This is a genomic window from Deinococcus sp. JMULE3 (assembly GCF_013337115.1).
In the GTDB taxonomy this organism is placed as follows: domain Bacteria; phylum Deinococcota; class Deinococci; order Deinococcales; family Deinococcaceae; genus Deinococcus.
The window spans coordinates 847,579-862,216 of sequence record NZ_SGWE01000004.1 but is presented as its reverse complement, the minus strand read 5'-3'; the positions used below and the strand labels follow the sequence as shown (position 1 = coordinate 862,216).

The 14,638-nt window shown below is 69.1% G+C and carries 15 protein-coding genes; 9 read left to right on the top strand and 6 right to left on the bottom strand.

Annotated features, from left to right (window positions below; genetic code table 11):
- Positions 1–83: 83 nt before the first annotated feature.
- Entirely contained in the window at positions 84–4,325 is a 4,242-nt protein-coding gene (gene rnr, locus EXW95_RS06980) for a ribonuclease R (RefSeq protein ID WP_174366854.1), read from the bottom strand.
- A gap of 239 nt (positions 4,326–4,564) precedes the next feature.
- The gene (locus tag EXW95_RS06975; RefSeq protein ID WP_174366853.1) at positions 4,565–5,344 is read right to left on the bottom strand and encodes an exodeoxyribonuclease III; all 780 of its coding nucleotides are present in this window, start codon (positions 5,342–5,344) and stop codon (positions 4,565–4,567) included.
- Positions 5,345–5,500: 156 nt separating this feature from the next.
- Here EXW95_RS06975 and EXW95_RS06970 point away from each other — a divergent pair, with 156 nt between their 5' ends.
- A complete protein-coding gene (locus EXW95_RS06970; protein ID WP_174368872.1) occupies positions 5,501–5,809 on the top strand; it encodes a hypothetical protein in 309 nt (102 codons plus the stop codon).
- 54 nt (positions 5,810–5,863) lie between these two features.
- Here EXW95_RS06970 and EXW95_RS06965 read toward each other — a convergent pair whose 3' ends face one another.
- Both EXW95_RS06965 and EXW95_RS06960 read right to left on the bottom strand, forming a co-directional pair.
- A complete protein-coding gene (locus EXW95_RS06965) occupies positions 5,864–7,015 on the bottom strand; it encodes an aminotransferase class I/II-fold pyridoxal phosphate-dependent enzyme (RefSeq protein ID WP_174366852.1) in 1,152 nt (383 codons plus the stop codon).
- 103 nt (positions 7,016–7,118) lie between these two features.
- Positions 7,119–7,523 (bottom strand): hypothetical protein, encoded by a 405-nt coding sequence (locus EXW95_RS06960; protein WP_174366851.1) that lies wholly within the window; start codon positions 7,521–7,523, stop codon positions 7,119–7,121.
- 147 nt (positions 7,524–7,670) lie between these two features.
- On the opposite strand from EXW95_RS06960, the gene EXW95_RS06955 reads away from it, so the two are divergent.
- From EXW95_RS06955 to EXW95_RS06920, 8 genes are all read left to right on the top strand, one after another.
- A complete protein-coding gene (locus tag EXW95_RS06955) occupies positions 7,671–8,213 on the top strand; it encodes a DUF2721 domain-containing protein (protein ID WP_174366850.1) in 543 nt (180 codons plus the stop codon).
- A gap of 19 nt (positions 8,214–8,232) precedes the next feature.
- Complete coding sequence (locus EXW95_RS06950) at positions 8,233–8,517, top strand: DUF1905 domain-containing protein (RefSeq protein ID WP_174366849.1); 285 nt, start codon at positions 8,233–8,235, stop codon at positions 8,515–8,517.
- A 210-nt stretch (positions 8,518–8,727) separates the two neighbouring features.
- A complete protein-coding gene (gene trpE, locus EXW95_RS06945) occupies positions 8,728–10,152 on the top strand; it encodes an anthranilate synthase component I (RefSeq protein WP_174366848.1) in 1,425 nt (474 codons plus the stop codon).
- 17 nt (positions 10,153–10,169) lie between these two features.
- Positions 10,170–10,550 carry a four helix bundle protein gene (locus tag EXW95_RS06940; protein WP_371809958.1) on the top strand — a complete coding sequence of 127 codons (381 nt, stop codon included), beginning with the start codon at positions 10,170–10,172 and terminating at the stop codon, positions 10,548–10,550.
- Entirely contained in the window at positions 10,547–11,200 is a 654-nt protein-coding gene (locus EXW95_RS06935; protein WP_174366847.1) for an aminodeoxychorismate/anthranilate synthase component II, read from the top strand. Before EXW95_RS06940 ends, EXW95_RS06935 begins: the two co-directional genes overlap by 4 nt.
- Before the next feature lie 14 nt (positions 11,201–11,214).
- On the top strand, positions 11,215–12,201 hold the full coding sequence (trpD, locus tag EXW95_RS06930) for an anthranilate phosphoribosyltransferase (protein WP_174366846.1): 987 nt from the start codon (positions 11,215–11,217) through the stop codon (positions 12,199–12,201).
- A 126-nt stretch (positions 12,202–12,327) separates the two neighbouring features.
- Positions 12,328–12,597, top strand: a complete 270-nt coding sequence (locus EXW95_RS06925; RefSeq protein WP_174366294.1) for a transposase — start codon at positions 12,328–12,330, stop codon at positions 12,595–12,597.
- The gene (locus tag EXW95_RS06920) at positions 12,594–13,472 is read left to right on the top strand and encodes an IS3 family transposase (protein ID WP_174366293.1); all 879 of its coding nucleotides are present in this window, start codon (positions 12,594–12,596) and stop codon (positions 13,470–13,472) included. The genes EXW95_RS06925 and EXW95_RS06920 overlap by 4 nt, the downstream gene beginning before the upstream one ends.
- A 155-nt stretch (positions 13,473–13,627) precedes the next feature.
- On the opposite strand, the gene rpsI is transcribed toward EXW95_RS06920, so the two are convergent.
- Together rpsI and rplM are read right to left on the bottom strand one after the other, a co-directional pair.
- Positions 13,628–14,029 carry a 30S ribosomal protein S9 gene (gene rpsI, locus EXW95_RS06915; RefSeq protein ID WP_174366845.1) on the bottom strand — a complete coding sequence of 134 codons (402 nt, stop codon included), beginning with the start codon at positions 14,027–14,029 and terminating at the stop codon, positions 13,628–13,630.
- On the bottom strand, positions 14,029–14,454 hold the full coding sequence (gene rplM, locus EXW95_RS06910; protein WP_046843114.1) for a 50S ribosomal protein L13: 426 nt from the start codon (positions 14,452–14,454) through the stop codon (positions 14,029–14,031). Before rplM ends, rpsI begins: the two co-directional genes overlap by 1 nt.
- Positions 14,455–14,638: the final 184 nt, after the last annotated feature.

Sequence of the window (14,638 nt, the reverse complement as noted above, 5' to 3'; positions counted from 1 at the left end):
CCCGCCAGAGGGGCATCATGAGAGGTTGACCAAAGCGGCGGGCCGATCCCCCACAGGAGACCGGCCCGACCCGCGTCACGAGTTCAGCTCTGCGAGGGTGTGCTGCCACCGCCACGGCGGCCCCGGCGGCGACGGCGGCGCTTGGCGTCCTCACCGCCCGCGTCCTGCACCGGGGCGGGCGCAGCCTGCGGCGCCTGCACCGGAGCGGACTCCCTCTGACGACCCTGCCCCTGGCCCTGCTGACGGCCGTTCACGCGCTGCACCGCGCCCCGGTCGTTCCCGCCGCGCGTGAAACCACGCCCACGCTCCCCGCCGCCCCGTTCACGCATGGGGGGACGCCCGCCGCGCCCGCCGCCCTGACCGTCCTCGGGCGGCATGTTCTCCAGCGTCCAGTCCCCGAAGTACATGCGCTGCACCGTGATGTTCACCGGACGCAGGTGCTCGTTGCGGGGGCGTTCCAGCGTGATCACGCGCCGGGAACGGCCCATGCTGACCCCGCCGAACGTCCGGCCGCCCTGACCGGCCCGTTCCCCACGGCCCTCACGGGTGGCCTGCCCCTGCCCCTGACCCTGGCCGCGCCCGCGCCCGGTGCGCCCGCCCGCCGAGGGGGACAGCGTGGGGCGGTTCGAGGGGTCCTCCAGCGTGAACTTCTTCGGCTCGCTCACGGGCAGGCTCTGCAGCTTCTCGCGTTTTTCCTGCTCGCGGTCGTCACGGCGGCGGGCACGGGGTTTGACGGGTGAATCCATATCGGTCTCCTGATGAAGGTCGCCCGGGCGGTAGTCCGGGTCGGTCGGGTCGGCCATCGTGAAGTCCGTCTGGCGCGCCAGCGGGTTCACGGCCTGAATGGTCACGTGCACCGGGTCGCCCAGGCGGAACGACCGCCCGCGGCTGCGGCCACGCAGGATCTGCGCGTCCTCGATGAACACGTAGTAGTCGTCGTCCAGATGGGAGATGTGCAGCTTGCCTTCCACGCCGTTGTCCAGCGCCACGAACAGCCCGCTCGACACCACGCCGGACACCGTGCCGGGGAAGGACTCCCCGAGGTGCTCCTGCGCCCACTTCGCCTGGTAGTACTTCGTGAGGTCCCGCTCCGCTTCCGTCGCGGCGCGTTCCCGCTCACTGGTGTGCTCGCCCATGCCGGGCAGGCGAGATTGCAGCTGCGCCACCGCGCGCGAACTGGCCTTCAGTTCGCCCGACAGCATCCCGCGCAGCACGCGGTGCACGAGCAGGTCCGGGTAGCGGCGGATCGGCGAGGTGAAGTGCAGGTATTCCGCGAACGCCAGCCCGAAGTGCCCCAGGTTCTCCCCGGCGTACTTCGCCTGCTGCATGGAGCGCAGCAGCAGCGTGTTCACGACGCTCTCGCGCGGCGTGCCCCGCACCTGCTTCAGCACCGCCTGGTACGCCTGCGGGGTGGGTTCCCCGCCGGGGAAGGCCAGCCCCATGCGTCCGATGGCGTTCGTGACGTCCTGGAAGCGCTGCAGGGTGGGTTCCTCGTGAATGCGGAACAGGGCCGGGATCTCGCGCTGGATCAGTTCGTGCGCGACGACCTTGTTCGCCAGCAGCATCAGGTCCTCGATCATGCCGCGCGCCGTCTCCTCGCGGATCGGGATGAGTTCCATCCGCCCGTCGGGGCCGACGTCCACCTTCACCTCGCGCAGCTTGAAGTCCAGCGAGCCCTCACGCAGGCGTTTCTGGCGCAGCTTCGTGGTGATCTTCAGCAGCAGGTGCAGGTCACCTTCGAGGTGACGGGCGTGTTCGGGCAGCGTGGCAGTCGCCTCGCTGTACGCCTGCACCTCGTCGTACGTCAGGCGGGCCTTGCTGTTGATCACGCTGGGCGCCAGCTGCACCTTGAGGATCTCGCCCTCGGCACTCAGTTCCACCAGCGCCGTCATGGTCAGGCGGTCCTCGTACGGCACGAGGCTGCACACGCCGTTGCTGAGGTGCTCGGGCAGCATGGGCAGCACCCGGCCCGGCAGGTACACGCTCGTCGCCCGCGCGTACGCCTCCACGTCCAGCGGCGAGCCCTCCTGCACGTAATGGCTCACGTCCGCGATGTGCACGCCCACCACGAACGTCCCCTCGGGCGTCGGCTGGATGTGAATCGCGTCGTCGAAGTCCTTCGCGTCCCGGCCGTCCACCGTGAAGATGTTGAAGCCACGCAGGTCCAGGCGACCCTTCAGGGCCTCCTCCGGAATCTGGGTGGGAATCGCGTTCGCCTGCTCCAGCACCTCGGGCGGGAAGTCGCCGCGCAGACCGAACTTCACGATCACGGCCTCCGTCTCGGTGAAGGGATCATCCTGGTCACCCAGCACGCGCGACACCTGCCCGAATACCTCGTCCTCGCCCGTGTGCTCGGGCCAGAACAGCTCGGTCACGACGCGCGCCCCGGCCTCCAGACCGTCCAGACCCTCGGGCAGCAGCAGAATGCGGTGCCGCGCGCGGTGATCGTCCGGCTTCAGGATCGGGTGCCCGTGGTGGAATTCCAGCGTCCCCACCAGCTGACGGTAGGCGCGCTGCACGATCCGCACGACGCTCGCGCGGGGATTGCCGTCCCCACGCTGACCGCGGCGCGACCCGCCCCGGCCCCGGTCGTCCCGGCTGTCCCCCCGGCCCTCCTGGCGCACCAGCACGATGTCGCCGTTCCAGGCTTCCAGCGTCTGCTCGGCCGGCACGTAGTAGTCGTCCCCGCCACTGTCCGGAATCACGAAGCCGAAGCCCGCCGCCGACGCCTGGAAGCGCCCACGGATGAGGCTCATCGCCTCGGGCAGCCCGTACGTCTTCTTGCGGGTCCGGATGACCTGCCCGTCCTCGACCAGGCCGTCCAGCAGGTCCGTCAGTTCACGCCAGCCGCCCAGGCGGTTCATGGTCTGACGCGTGAAGGTGCGCTCCAGATCCCGCACGTGCACCGGGCGACCCAGCTTGCGCAGTTGCGCCACCACGATGGACTGCAGCGGGTCCGCGCCGGGCACAGGCTCCTCGGCCCCCTCCTCGTCGGATTCCGTTCCCTGATCCGCGACCGGGGTGGGCTCATCAGCCGCTACCGGGGTGGGCGCGGGGGTCGTCTCCGGTTTCTTCTTGCGGCCCCGGCGACCCTTCGATGCTGCCGCGGGCGCCTCCGTCACCACAGGCTCAGCGGCGACCGGTTCAACCTCGACAGCCTCGGCTGCGACCTCAGTCGTCTGAGGCTCGCTCGTGACGGCCTCCACGCCGGTCAGGACGTCCTCCAGCGGAGCGCTCGGCAGCGTGCTCTTGCGGCGGCCACCACGCTTGCGGGGCACCTCCAGGATCACCGGCTCGGACTCCGCAGGTGCCGCTGCGGGCTGGGCCTCCGCCACGACCTCCGGCTCGCTGGCCGCAGCGTCCTGCACGGGCGCCGCCTTGGGCTTGCGGCCCCGGCGGGCAGACTTCACGGCAGGCCCGGCCTGAACCTCGACGGCAGCCGCCCCGGTCGGTGCGAGGTCCGCCTGCACTTCGGGCTCAAGCTCCACCGTCGGTGCGGGCGTGGGCTCGCTGGCTTTCTGGCGACCACGACCCGCCTGCCGTCTGGGCGCAGTGACCTCTACAGGTGCCTCCTCGACAACAGGTGCCGCCTCGACGACGGGCGCGGGCTCGACGTCCGGCAGGGGCGCGACCTCGGCCTTACTGGAGCGGCGCCCGGTCTTCGCACGGGCAGCGGGCGCCTGCTCCGCCGGGGTGACCTCGACAGGCTGAGTTTCCACGGTGGTGACCGTTCCGGTGTCGGCCGCTTCCACCGCTGCCGCGCGCCCTTTCCGCCCACGGGTGGTCTGAACCGGCTGCGTCGTGGCGGGCTCCTGAATGTCGGGCTGCGCGGCGGGCGCGGTCTTCGCCTTCGCCGGACGGCCACGGCGAGCCTTCACGGGCTGCGGCTCGGACGCGGGCGCAGGGGTCGCCTCGACCTCGGCAGTCACGTCGGCGGAACCTGCCTCGGCTGGGGTTGCCTCAGCTGGGGCATGTTCCACGGGTGCGGGAGTCGGGGCCGCCTTGCGGGCGCCGCGCTTCGGCGCGGCCTGCACGGGGGTCGTGACCGTCTCGGCGACGGTGATGCCTTCGGCGGGGGAAACTGCCTCGGCGACAGGTTCAGACGTGACTGCCGCAGCCTTCTTCGCGCGGGGGGTGGCGGGTTTTTTCGCGGCAGACGTGCTGGCGCTGTTCTTCGCCGGGCGGGCCGGCGTGCTGGCGGCCTTCTTCGGTTCGGTCTGGGCGGCCGTCTTCTTCGCGCCGCGCTTGGCTGGGGTGGTCTTGGTGATGTCGGTGCCGGTCCTCTCGGTGCCGGGCACCGCTTCCGTCTTCTTCGTTTTCGGCATGTACGTTCCTGGTCACTCAGGACGCGCCCGTGGGGGTTAACTGTGAGACGCGCTTCTCAGACAGAGGCTGGCGTGCGCGCGACCCGCCCACGGGCAGCAGGTGTTCGCTATCCTCGGGTTGCGCCCTCCGTCCAGCGTCAGTCAGCGGGTGCTGAGCGGTGAGTGGGCGGGGGCGCTGTCCTGAACCCGGCAGCCCGCTCAGCATATCACGCGCCTTCCGGGCTCATCTGACGCGAACTTTACCCTTCCCCGAGCGGCCCGCCCGCCCGGATCACGCCGCTCAGGGGCGCGTGGTCACTCAGGCGCGCCTCGCGGTCCACGCGGACCTCCTGCACGGCCACGCCCGAGGCGAGCAGGTAGTCGATGCGCCACCCGACGTTGTTCGCGTACGCGTTCGCGCGGTTGCTCCACCACGTGTACGCGGCGTCCTCGCCCAGGCACTCGCGGTGCGTGTCCGTCAGGCCCGAGGCCAGGTGCGCGGTCATCCACTCGCGCTCGTGCGGGAGAAAGCCGCTGTTCTTCTGGTTCGAGCGCCAGTTCTTCAGGTCCACCTGCCGGTGCGCGATGTTGTAGTCCCCGCCGATCACGACGGGCTGGCCCTCGGCGAGCAGGGCGTCCGTCCACGCCTGGAAGTCCAGCAGCATGCGGTCCTTGAAGCCCTGCCGCTCGGGACCGCTGCTGCCGCTGGGCAGGTACACGCTCACGAAGCGCACGCCGTCCACCACGGCGCTCAGCACGCGGCCCTCGGCATCCATCTCCGCGTGCGGCATGCCCACCCGGACGTCCGACAGCGGGCGGCGCGACAGGACCGCCACGCCGCTGTACCCGGCCTTCTGCGCCGGGAACCACGCCCCCGCGTAGTCCAGATCCGCCAGAGCCTCTGGCATCGGATCGGCGCGGACCTCCTGAAGCAGCAGCACGTCCGGCTGCTCACGGGTGACCCAGTCCCGCAGCCCCTTGCGCAGCGCGCTGCGGATTCCGTTCACGTTCAGCGTGGTGACCTTCAGACCGTCCGTCATCGCCCCCACCCTAGCGTGCCCTGCCGAATCACGCGCCGGTACCGCCCGGCGGACGCCCCCTGAGCGGTACCGCTTCCACGCCCTGTAGGACACATGAAGACCCCTTCGCGCAACTCTGAACGCAGTTCACCCGGCGTCTGTTACGCTGAACCCACCATGGTCGAGATCAAGTTCCGCAACGAAGCCGACGGTCAGGAATTCCAGATGACCCACCCCAAGGCCGCCCGCGTCCTGTCGGACATCCAGACCTGGGCGCAGCACAACGCCTTCGAACACGTCGTCTTCTGGCGCGACCCCGAAGACCAGCACAAACTCTGGGTGCAGCTCGGCGACGACCGCCTGAACTACTGGATTCACGACAGCACCTTTACCGAAGGCAAGCACGACACCGTCGAGATGCAGATGGACTACGCCCGCGGCGCCCAGCGCCGCAGCGCCGCCGGGTACGGCAAGTTCGACAAGTAAGGGACATGAGCGGCGGGGCGCAGGACGTACTCAGGGCGTCCGCGCCCCGCTGTTTTACTGGACTGGCACCGTCCCCAACCGCCGCGCGGCCCCGCGCAGGATCTCGGGCGGCTGTACCAGGGCGAACCGGACGAAGCCCTCGCCGCCCGCCCCGAAGGCCGCGCCGGGACTGACCGCCACGCCCGTCGTCTCGGCGGCGCGCACCGCGAACGCCACGCTGTCCCGCAGGCCCGGCACGCGCGCCCAGGCGTACATGCTCGCCTCGGGCGTCGTCACCTCCCACTCCAGGTCCCGCAGGGCCGGGATCAGGGCGTCCCGCCGGGCCTCGAACACCGCCGCGCCTGCCCGGCCCACCTCGTCCGGCAGGGACAGCGCGTGCGCCGCCGCCCGCTGGATGCCCAGGTACGGGTGGAAATCAACCGCGCCCTTCACCCGCGCCAGGGCCGCGATCACGCCCGCGTCCCCCGCCGCGAAGCCCACCCGGAAGCCCCCCATGTGGTGCGTCTTGCTCAGCGAGTGCAGCTCCACCACACCCTCCAGCCCGGCCTCCAGCGCACTCGGCGCGCGGTACGCCCCGAAGGTCAGCTCCGCGTACGGGTGGTCATGCACCAGCAGCGCCCCCCGCGCCCGGCACCACGCCGCCGCCCGCCGGAAGAACGCCGCGTCCGCCACCGCCGACGTCGGATTGTTCGGGTAGTTCAGCAGCAGTACCCGGGGCCGCACGCCCTCCGGTACGGCGTCCAGGTCCGGCAGGAACCCCGACTCGGGCCGCAGCGGCAGCGTGACCACGTTCAGGCCCGCCACCGCCGCTGCCCCCAGGTACGGCGGGTAACAGGGGTCCGGGAGCAGCAGCGTGTCCCCCGGATCGGTCACCGCCAGCAGCAGGTGCGCGAGGCCCTCCTGCGCGCCGATCAGCGGCAGCACCTCCCTCGCCGGGTCCAGCCGAACACCGAAGCGGCGTGCCAGATAACCCGCCGCCGCCTCACGCAGCGGAGCCGTGTCGCTGAACAGCGGGTAGCGGTACGTCCCCGGATCGCGCGTCGCCCCGCGCAGCACCTCCAGCACCACGTCTGGCGGCGGAAGGTCACTGCTCCCGATACTCAGATCCACGATCTCCAGCCCCGCCGCCCGCGCCCGCCCCTTCGCGGCATCCATCAGCGCAAACACGCTGCCCGGCACCGCCGCCGCCCGCCGTGACTCCCACATGCCCCGCAGCCTAGAGCATCCGCCGCAGCGACCCGCAGACCCGCAACGCGAAAGCCCACTCCCGAACGGAAGTGGGCACGCACCCTGGTGAACCCTGTAGCGATTACTCGGCGGACAGATCTGCGCCGCCGTAGACGGGGATCTGCACGGTGGTCAGCAGCGTGTCGCCGTTCTTGATGCCGATGCTGGCCATGTCGTTCGAGGTCACGCTCGTGTCGTCCCGGCTGACGCTGACGTAGAACAACGCATTGTCACCCCGTTCCTCCACGCTGTCGAGCGTCACGTACACCCCATTCCGCAGTCCGGACACGTCGAGACTGGCGTTGCTGGGCAGAGAGCCGCCCAGGGCGCTCAGCGGCACGCTGATGGCCATCCAGCTGGATTCAGTGTACAGGCCCTGGTAGCTGTGGCCGTTCCCGTCGGTGGCGTACACGGTCATGGGGCTGGCGGCGAAGGCGGTGGTGGCGAGGCTCAGGGCAGCGGCGACGATCAGCAGCATCTTGTTCATGGTGGGTCTCCTTTTCGATCCGGGTGCGGCCCTCGCCGCTGCCCTTCTCCTGAGTCAAAGGATGACGGGGGGCCGTGCAGGGTTTTCGCAGGGAATGTGCAGATTTGTCGAAGGCGTCCCAGTGGGGTTTTAGCGTACCTTCATGGCATGGCCGACGCGAACCTGCAGGTCCTGACCGCGATGATCACCCCGGCTGTGCTGATCAGCGGCGCGGGCACGCTCCTGATGAGCACCAGCAGCCGCCTGGGCCGCGTGACGGACCGCGTGCGGCAGCTCACGGCGCGCTTCAAGGTGCTCGTGACCGACGAGGGACGCACCGAGGCGCTCGCACGGGACGAGAAACGCCTGATCGTGAAGCAGCTCCCCCGGCTGGCGCGGCGCAGTCGCATCATCGTGCGGGCCATGACGGCGCTGTACCTCGCAGTGGCGCTGCTGGTCCTGACCAGCATCCTGATCGGCGGGAGCGCCCTGATCGGCGAGGCGGCCGGGCCGCTCCCCGTGATCATCGCCATCGCGGGCGCGGCGTCGCTCGCGTACGGCGCGCTGCTGCTGAGTTTCGAGACGCGCCTGAGTGCCAGCACCACCCGGGAGGAGATGCAGTTCCTCGTGAACCTCGGCGATCACTACGCCGGTCTGTACGACGAGGCCCTGATGAACGCTGTCCGCGAGGGCATCGAGGAGCGAGGCTGAAAGCGGGTAGGCTGCCCGCATGGCCCTGACGTTCACCGCCGAGCTGTTCCACTGGCGCGGCCCCGCCCCGCACTACTTCCTGCGCGTGCCGGAGGATCTGGTTCCCGATCTGAAGGACGCGGCGCGCTTCGTGACGTACGGCTGGGGCATGATCCCCTGCGAGGCAGTGGTGCGGGAGACCCGCTTCCGGACCTCGATCTTCCCGAAGGACGGCGGGTACCTGCTGCCCGTGAAGGTCGCGGTGCGGCGCGCCGAGGCGCTGGAGGAGGGGCAGGCAGTGACCGTGACCGTCACGCCCGGCTGACCCGTCCGCCCGAGCGGCAGCCTGTCTACACACGCGCTATTCAGGCCGGGGGGGCGCGCTATGCTGCCACGCATGACCGTGTACGGTGCGTGGTGGTGGCCCAGCAGAACCTGGGTCTGATCTCGCATTCCGACACTGCACGGACGCGCCCAGGTGGAACTCCCACCCGGGCGTTTTTTTGACCCCCCGCCCCCGAACTCCAGGAGACCCATGACGCAACCGAATCCGCGCTCCCCTCTGGCCGTCGCCGTGCAGGAACTCAACGCCGACCTCGACACGCCCGTCACCGCCTACCTGAAAGTCGCGCAGGGCGAGACCGTCACCTTCCTGCTTGAGAGCGTGGAAGCCGGGGAGAAACTGGGCCGCTACTCGTTCATCGGTGTGGGCGAGCAGGGCCGTTTCGAGGCGGGCGGCGCGCACGTGACCAGCAGCGGCACCTTCGGCGACTTCGACGGGCAGGACACCGACCCGCTGGCGCGGCTGTACCACGCGACCGTCCGCCCCGCGCCCATCCCGGACGGCCTCCCGGCATTGATCGGCGGCGCGATCGGGTACGCCGCGTACGACCTGATCCGCAACTATGAGCGCCTCCCCAACGCGAACCCCGACGAACTGAACGTCCCCGACGCGTGCTTCATCGCGCCGCGCGGCATGGTCATCTTCGACCACCTCAAACACCGCCTGATCACCGTCGCCACCGCCGACACCCACGCGGGCGCGCAGGAGGAGGTGCAGCGCCTCACCCAGCGGCTGCGCGGGCCGCTGCCCGCCGTGCCGGGCCGCACGCCCACCACGCCGCCCGAGTTCACCAGCAACTTCACCCCGGACTCCTTCCAGGCTGCCGTCAGAGAGGCCCTGGAGTACATCCGCGCCGGGGACATCTTCCAGGTGGTGCCCAGCCAGCGCTTCAGCGCCGACCTGGGCGACCTGCACCCCTTCGCGCTGTACCGCGCGCTGCGCCGCGTGAACCCCAGCCCGTACCTCGGGTACCTGCAACTCGGCCCCGTCACGCTGGTCGCCAGCAGCCCCGAGAGCCTCCTCTCCAGCGACGGCCACACCGTCACCACCCGCCCCATCGCCGGAACCCGCCCGCGCGGCGCCAACCCCGAACACGACCAGGCCCTCGCGGACGAACTCCTCGCGGACGAGAAGGAACGCGCCGAGCACCTCATGCTCGTGGACCTCGGCCGCAACGACCTCGGCAAGGTCAGCGAGTACGGCAGCGTCCGCGTGCACGACGCGTTCACCATCGAACGCTACAGCCACGTCATGCACATCGTCTCCAGCGTCACCGCCACCCTCCGCAGAGACCAGACGCCCCTGCACGCCCTGGCCAGCGTGCAGCCCATGGGCACCGTCAGCGGCGCACCCAAGATCCGCGCCATGCAGATCATCGACGAACTCGAACCCGTCCGCCGCGGCCCCTACGGCGGATCTTTCGGGTACATCGCCCTGAACGGCAGCATGGACATGGCCCTCACCCTGCGCACCATGGTCATCACCAGCGGCCGCGTGCACATCCAGGCCGGAGCAGGCGTCGTCGCTGACAGCGACCCAGCCAGCGAGGAACAGGAAACCCGCAACAAGGCCGCCGCCCTCATGCGCGCCGTCGAACTCGCCGCAGGGGGGTTGTGAGTGGGAAGTGGTGAGTGGTGAGTGGTCCGGCGGCCATGCCCGGCAGTGTCCGTGACCTGCGGATCTGGCAGGAAGGCATGCAACTCGTCGAGGACGTGTACGCACTGTCTGCCGGTTGGCCCAGTTCGGAACTGTACGGCCTGACGAGTCAGGCGCGGCGCGCGTCGGTGTCCATTCCGGCCAATATCTCCGAGGGGGTCGGGCGCGGCTCGCCGGGTGAACTGGCGCGTTTCTGCCGCATCGCGCTGGGGTCCGCCTATGAACTGCTGACCCATCTGGAACTGGCCCTGCGCCTCCGGTTCTCCAGCGCCGATCAACTCGACCCCGCGTTTCAGACCCTCGGTGTCCTGATGCGCCGCATCACCCGTTTCATTCAGGTTCAGGAGGCCAGAACATGACATCTCACTCCCCACTTCCCACTTCCCACTCCCCACTCCCTCCCCTCCGCCTCCTCCTGATCGATAATTACGATTCGTTCACGTTCAATCTGGTGCAGTTCTTCGGTGAGCTGGGCGCGGAGTTGACGGTGTGGCGCAATGATGCGTTTTCGCTGGATGACGTGCGGGCGCTGAATCCGGACGCGATCGTGGTGTCGCCGGGGCCGTGTACGCCCGCCGAGGCGGGGCAGAGCGTGGCTGTGATCCGCGAGCTGGGGGCAGAGGTGCCGGTGCTGGGCGTGTGCCTGGGCCATCAGAGTATCGGGGAGGCCTTCGGGGCGCAGGTTGGCCGCGCGCTGCTGCCGGTGCACGGGAAGACCAGCCCGGTGCGGCATGACGGTTCGGGCCTGTTCGCGGGCCTGCGGGACGGCGTGACGGTCACGCGGTACCACTCGCTGGTGGTGCGGGACCTGCCCCCGGAACTGGTGGCGACCGCGTGGACGACCGACCCCGGCGAGGAGGTCGTGATGGCCCTGCGGCACCGGGAGTTCCCGGTGTTCGGGGTGCAGTTCCACCCGGAGAGTATTGCCACCGAGGACGGACTGGAGATGCTGCGGAACTTCCTGACCGAGGTGCAGGCGTTCCGTGCGCGGCTGGAGGGAGTGAAGTGATGCACGCGAGGTTGATGAACGGAGAGCGCCTGACGCAGGTGGAGGCGGCGACCTTCATGCGGGAGGTCATGGAGGGCGAACTGAGCGGCGTGCGCCTCGCGGCGGCGCTGGCGGCCCTGCGGGTGCGCGGCGAGACGCCCGAGGAGATCGCGGGCTTCGCGCAGGCCATGCGCGAGCACGCCGTGCGAGTGAACGTCGAGCCGCGCGAGGTCCTGCTGGACGTTGTCGGCACCGGTGGGGACGGCGCGCACACCTTCAACATCAGCACCACGACGGCGTTTGTGGTGGCGGGCGCGGGCGTTCCGGTCGCGAAGCACGGCAACCGTGCCGCAAGCAGCCGCGCCGGGAGCGCCGACGTGCTCGAGGCGCTGGGCGTGAATCTGGACGCCACGCCGGACGTGGTGGCGGACGCCGTGAACACCCTGGGCATTGGGTTCATGTTCGCCCGTAACTACCACCCGGCCCTGCGGCACGCCGCGCCCGTCCGCTCGGAACTCGCGGCGCGCACCGTGTTCAACATCCTGGGGCCGCTCAGCAACCCGGCGGGTGCCACGCATCTCGTCGTGGGTGTGTTCAAGCCGGAACTGACCCGCACCCTGGCGGAGGTGCTGCGCCTGCTGGGTGCGCGCGGCGCGACCGTCGTGAACGGCAGCGGCCTGGACGAGTTCACCGTCAGCGGCGTGAACACCGTCTCCGGCCTGCGCGACGGCGAGATCATCGACCGCACGATTCACCCCGAGGAGGCCGGCGTGAGCCTGCACCCGCGCGAGGCGATCGTGGGTGGCAGCCCCACCGAGAACGCCGAGATCACCCGCGTGCTCCTCACCGGCGGCGGTACGCCCGCCCAGCGGGACATCGTGGCCCTGAACGCCGGGGCGGCCCTGCGCACCGCGGGCCGCGCCGCGAGCATCCGCGAGGGCGTCGAACAGGCCCGCGAGGTCATGCGCGGCGGGCAGGGGTGGGCCATCCTGGAGCGGTACGCCGCGCACACGAGGCGTTAATGGAAGATGGTTGATGGTTGATAGAGAAGGGAGCCGGTCCTGGTCTGCCCCCCGAAAACTGGACGGGATGAAGTAGAGAGTCAGGCTCGCCCCCCCGCCAGCCGTAGGCTGGGAAGCGAGGCCCCCATGAAAAACCGGCAGTTCAGCGAAGATCAGATCATCAAACTGCTCCAGGACGCCAAAAAGGGCGAGAAGTCAGTCGAGGACCTGTGCCGTGACTTCGGCTGCAGTCCGGCGTCCTTTTACGCCTGGAAGAAGAAATACGGCGATACGGCGCCCGACGAAGCCAAACGGCTTCGTCGTCTGGAGAAGGAGAACGCCCGCCTCCTGAAAATTGTTGGGCAGCAGCGCCTGGAAATCGATGCCATGAAGGACGTGATCCAGAAAAAGCGGTGACGCCCGCCGAGAGACGGGCGGCAGCGAGGCAACTCGTCGCCGCCCAGGTCAAGCCCGAACGGGCTTGCCTCCTGGTGGGCATTCCCAGATCCACCTGGTACTACCGTCCGAAGCCGCGTCACGATGGGGATCTCCGGCAGCACATTCGCGAACTGGCCCTTGTGCATCCTCGACGCGGGTACCGGTTCATTCACGCGCTGCTCGTCCAGGAGGGACATCGCATCAACCGGAAGAAGGTCCGGCGCATCTGGCGGGAAGAGCACCTGACGGTCAATACCAGATGCCGGAAGAAGATCCGCACGGGAGCGGGTGTTCCCATGCAGGCTGCGTACCCCGACCACGTGTGGACGTATGACTTCCTCTTCGATCAGACCCTGGAGGGGACGACATTGAAGATCCTGACGCTGACTGATGAGTTCACCCGTCAGTCCCTGGCGTTGCGGGTGGCGGAGTCCTTCACGTCCATGGACGTGAAGGACGTCCTGCACGAGGTCATTGCCAAGCGTGGCGCGCCAGGATTCATCCGCAGCGACAACGGCCCGGAGTTCATCGCCCGCGACCTGGGGATCTGGCTGGCGGTTCAGGACGTTGGCACTCGGTTCATTCAGCCAGGGAAACCGTGGCAGAACGGCTTCGCTGAGAGTTTCCACTCTCGGTTGCGGGAGGAATGTCTGAATCTGGAGGTGTTCTACTCGGCGCGGCACGCCGGTGTCGTCCTGGACAGCTATCGCAACTTTTACAACGCCAGAAGACCGCATTCCTCGCTGGGCTACCGAACCCCTGACGATTTTGCTCAGCAGGCCAGGGGGCGGCCTGCCGCCCCCCTTTGCGGACAGGGCACCGCAAATGTGGACGTCAGACCGTCCCCTGGGTAAGCAGAAAGAGCCCATGTTGTACCCTGCTCTTGAGCCGAGTCTCTACTCGAAACTGTCCAAACTTTGGGGCCAGCCCAGTCCATCCTCTATCAACCATCAACCATCAACAAAAAAAGCCCCCGCATCCGAAGGTGCGGGGGCTTTTTTTGCGGGGATCAGCGCTTGCTGAACTGGGGGGCGCGGCGGGCCTTCTTGAGGCCATACTTCTTACGCTCGACTTCGCGGGGGTCGCGGGTCAGCAGGCCCTTGGGCTTGAGCTGCGCGCGGAAGTCGGGGTTGACCTTCAGCAGGGCGCGGGCGACGCCCAGCTTGATCGCGTCGATCTGGCCGGTGGGGCCGCCGCCGGTGACGGTGATCACGGCGTCGTAACGGCCGGCGGTGCCGGTTTCACGGAAGGCCTGCAGGGCGTGGAAGGCGCGGAGCAGACCACGGAAGTAGGTCTGGAAGTCCTTGCCGTTCACGATGATCTTGCCTTCGCCAGGGCGGAGGAACACGCGGGCGACGGCGCTCTTGCGGCGGCCGGTGCCGTAGAACTGTTCGGGTTGCTGAATCGCCATTATTTGACCTCGAGCGTCTGGGGTTTCTGAGCGGCGTGGGGGTGCGCCTCACCGGCGTACACCTTCAGGCGGCTGTGCATGGCGCGGCCCTGGCGGCCCTTGGGCAGCATGCCGAACACGGCGTGCTCGATGACGCGCTCGGGGTGCTTCTTCAGCGCCTCGCGGGCGGTTTCCTTCTTCAGGCCACCCTGGTAGCCGGTGTAGCGGGTGTAGACCTTGCCGTCCAGCTTGTTGCCGGTCAGGGCGACCTGGGCGGCGTTCAGGACGACCACGAAGTCACCCTGGATCATGTTGGGGGTGAAGTCGGGGCGGTGCTTGCCACGGATGCGGCTGGCGATCAGCGTCGCGAGGCGGCCGAGGGGCACGTTCGTGGCGTCCACGACGACCCAGTTCTGCTCGTCATTTTTGGGGATGTAGGTTTTCACCGTGAAACTCCGAAGTTAGGGGATTTGGCTGCGACACGGTCCAGGCCGACGGGGGAGAAGGCTGCTGGCGTGTCCGGGTGCCTCCCGGTCATCTCGGCCCTACCAAGCGCGAGACACTAAACGCAAGGGTACCAGAAGAGCGCAGACGGGGCAAGTCTCGTGTACACCAGGTCGTAGGGAGAGG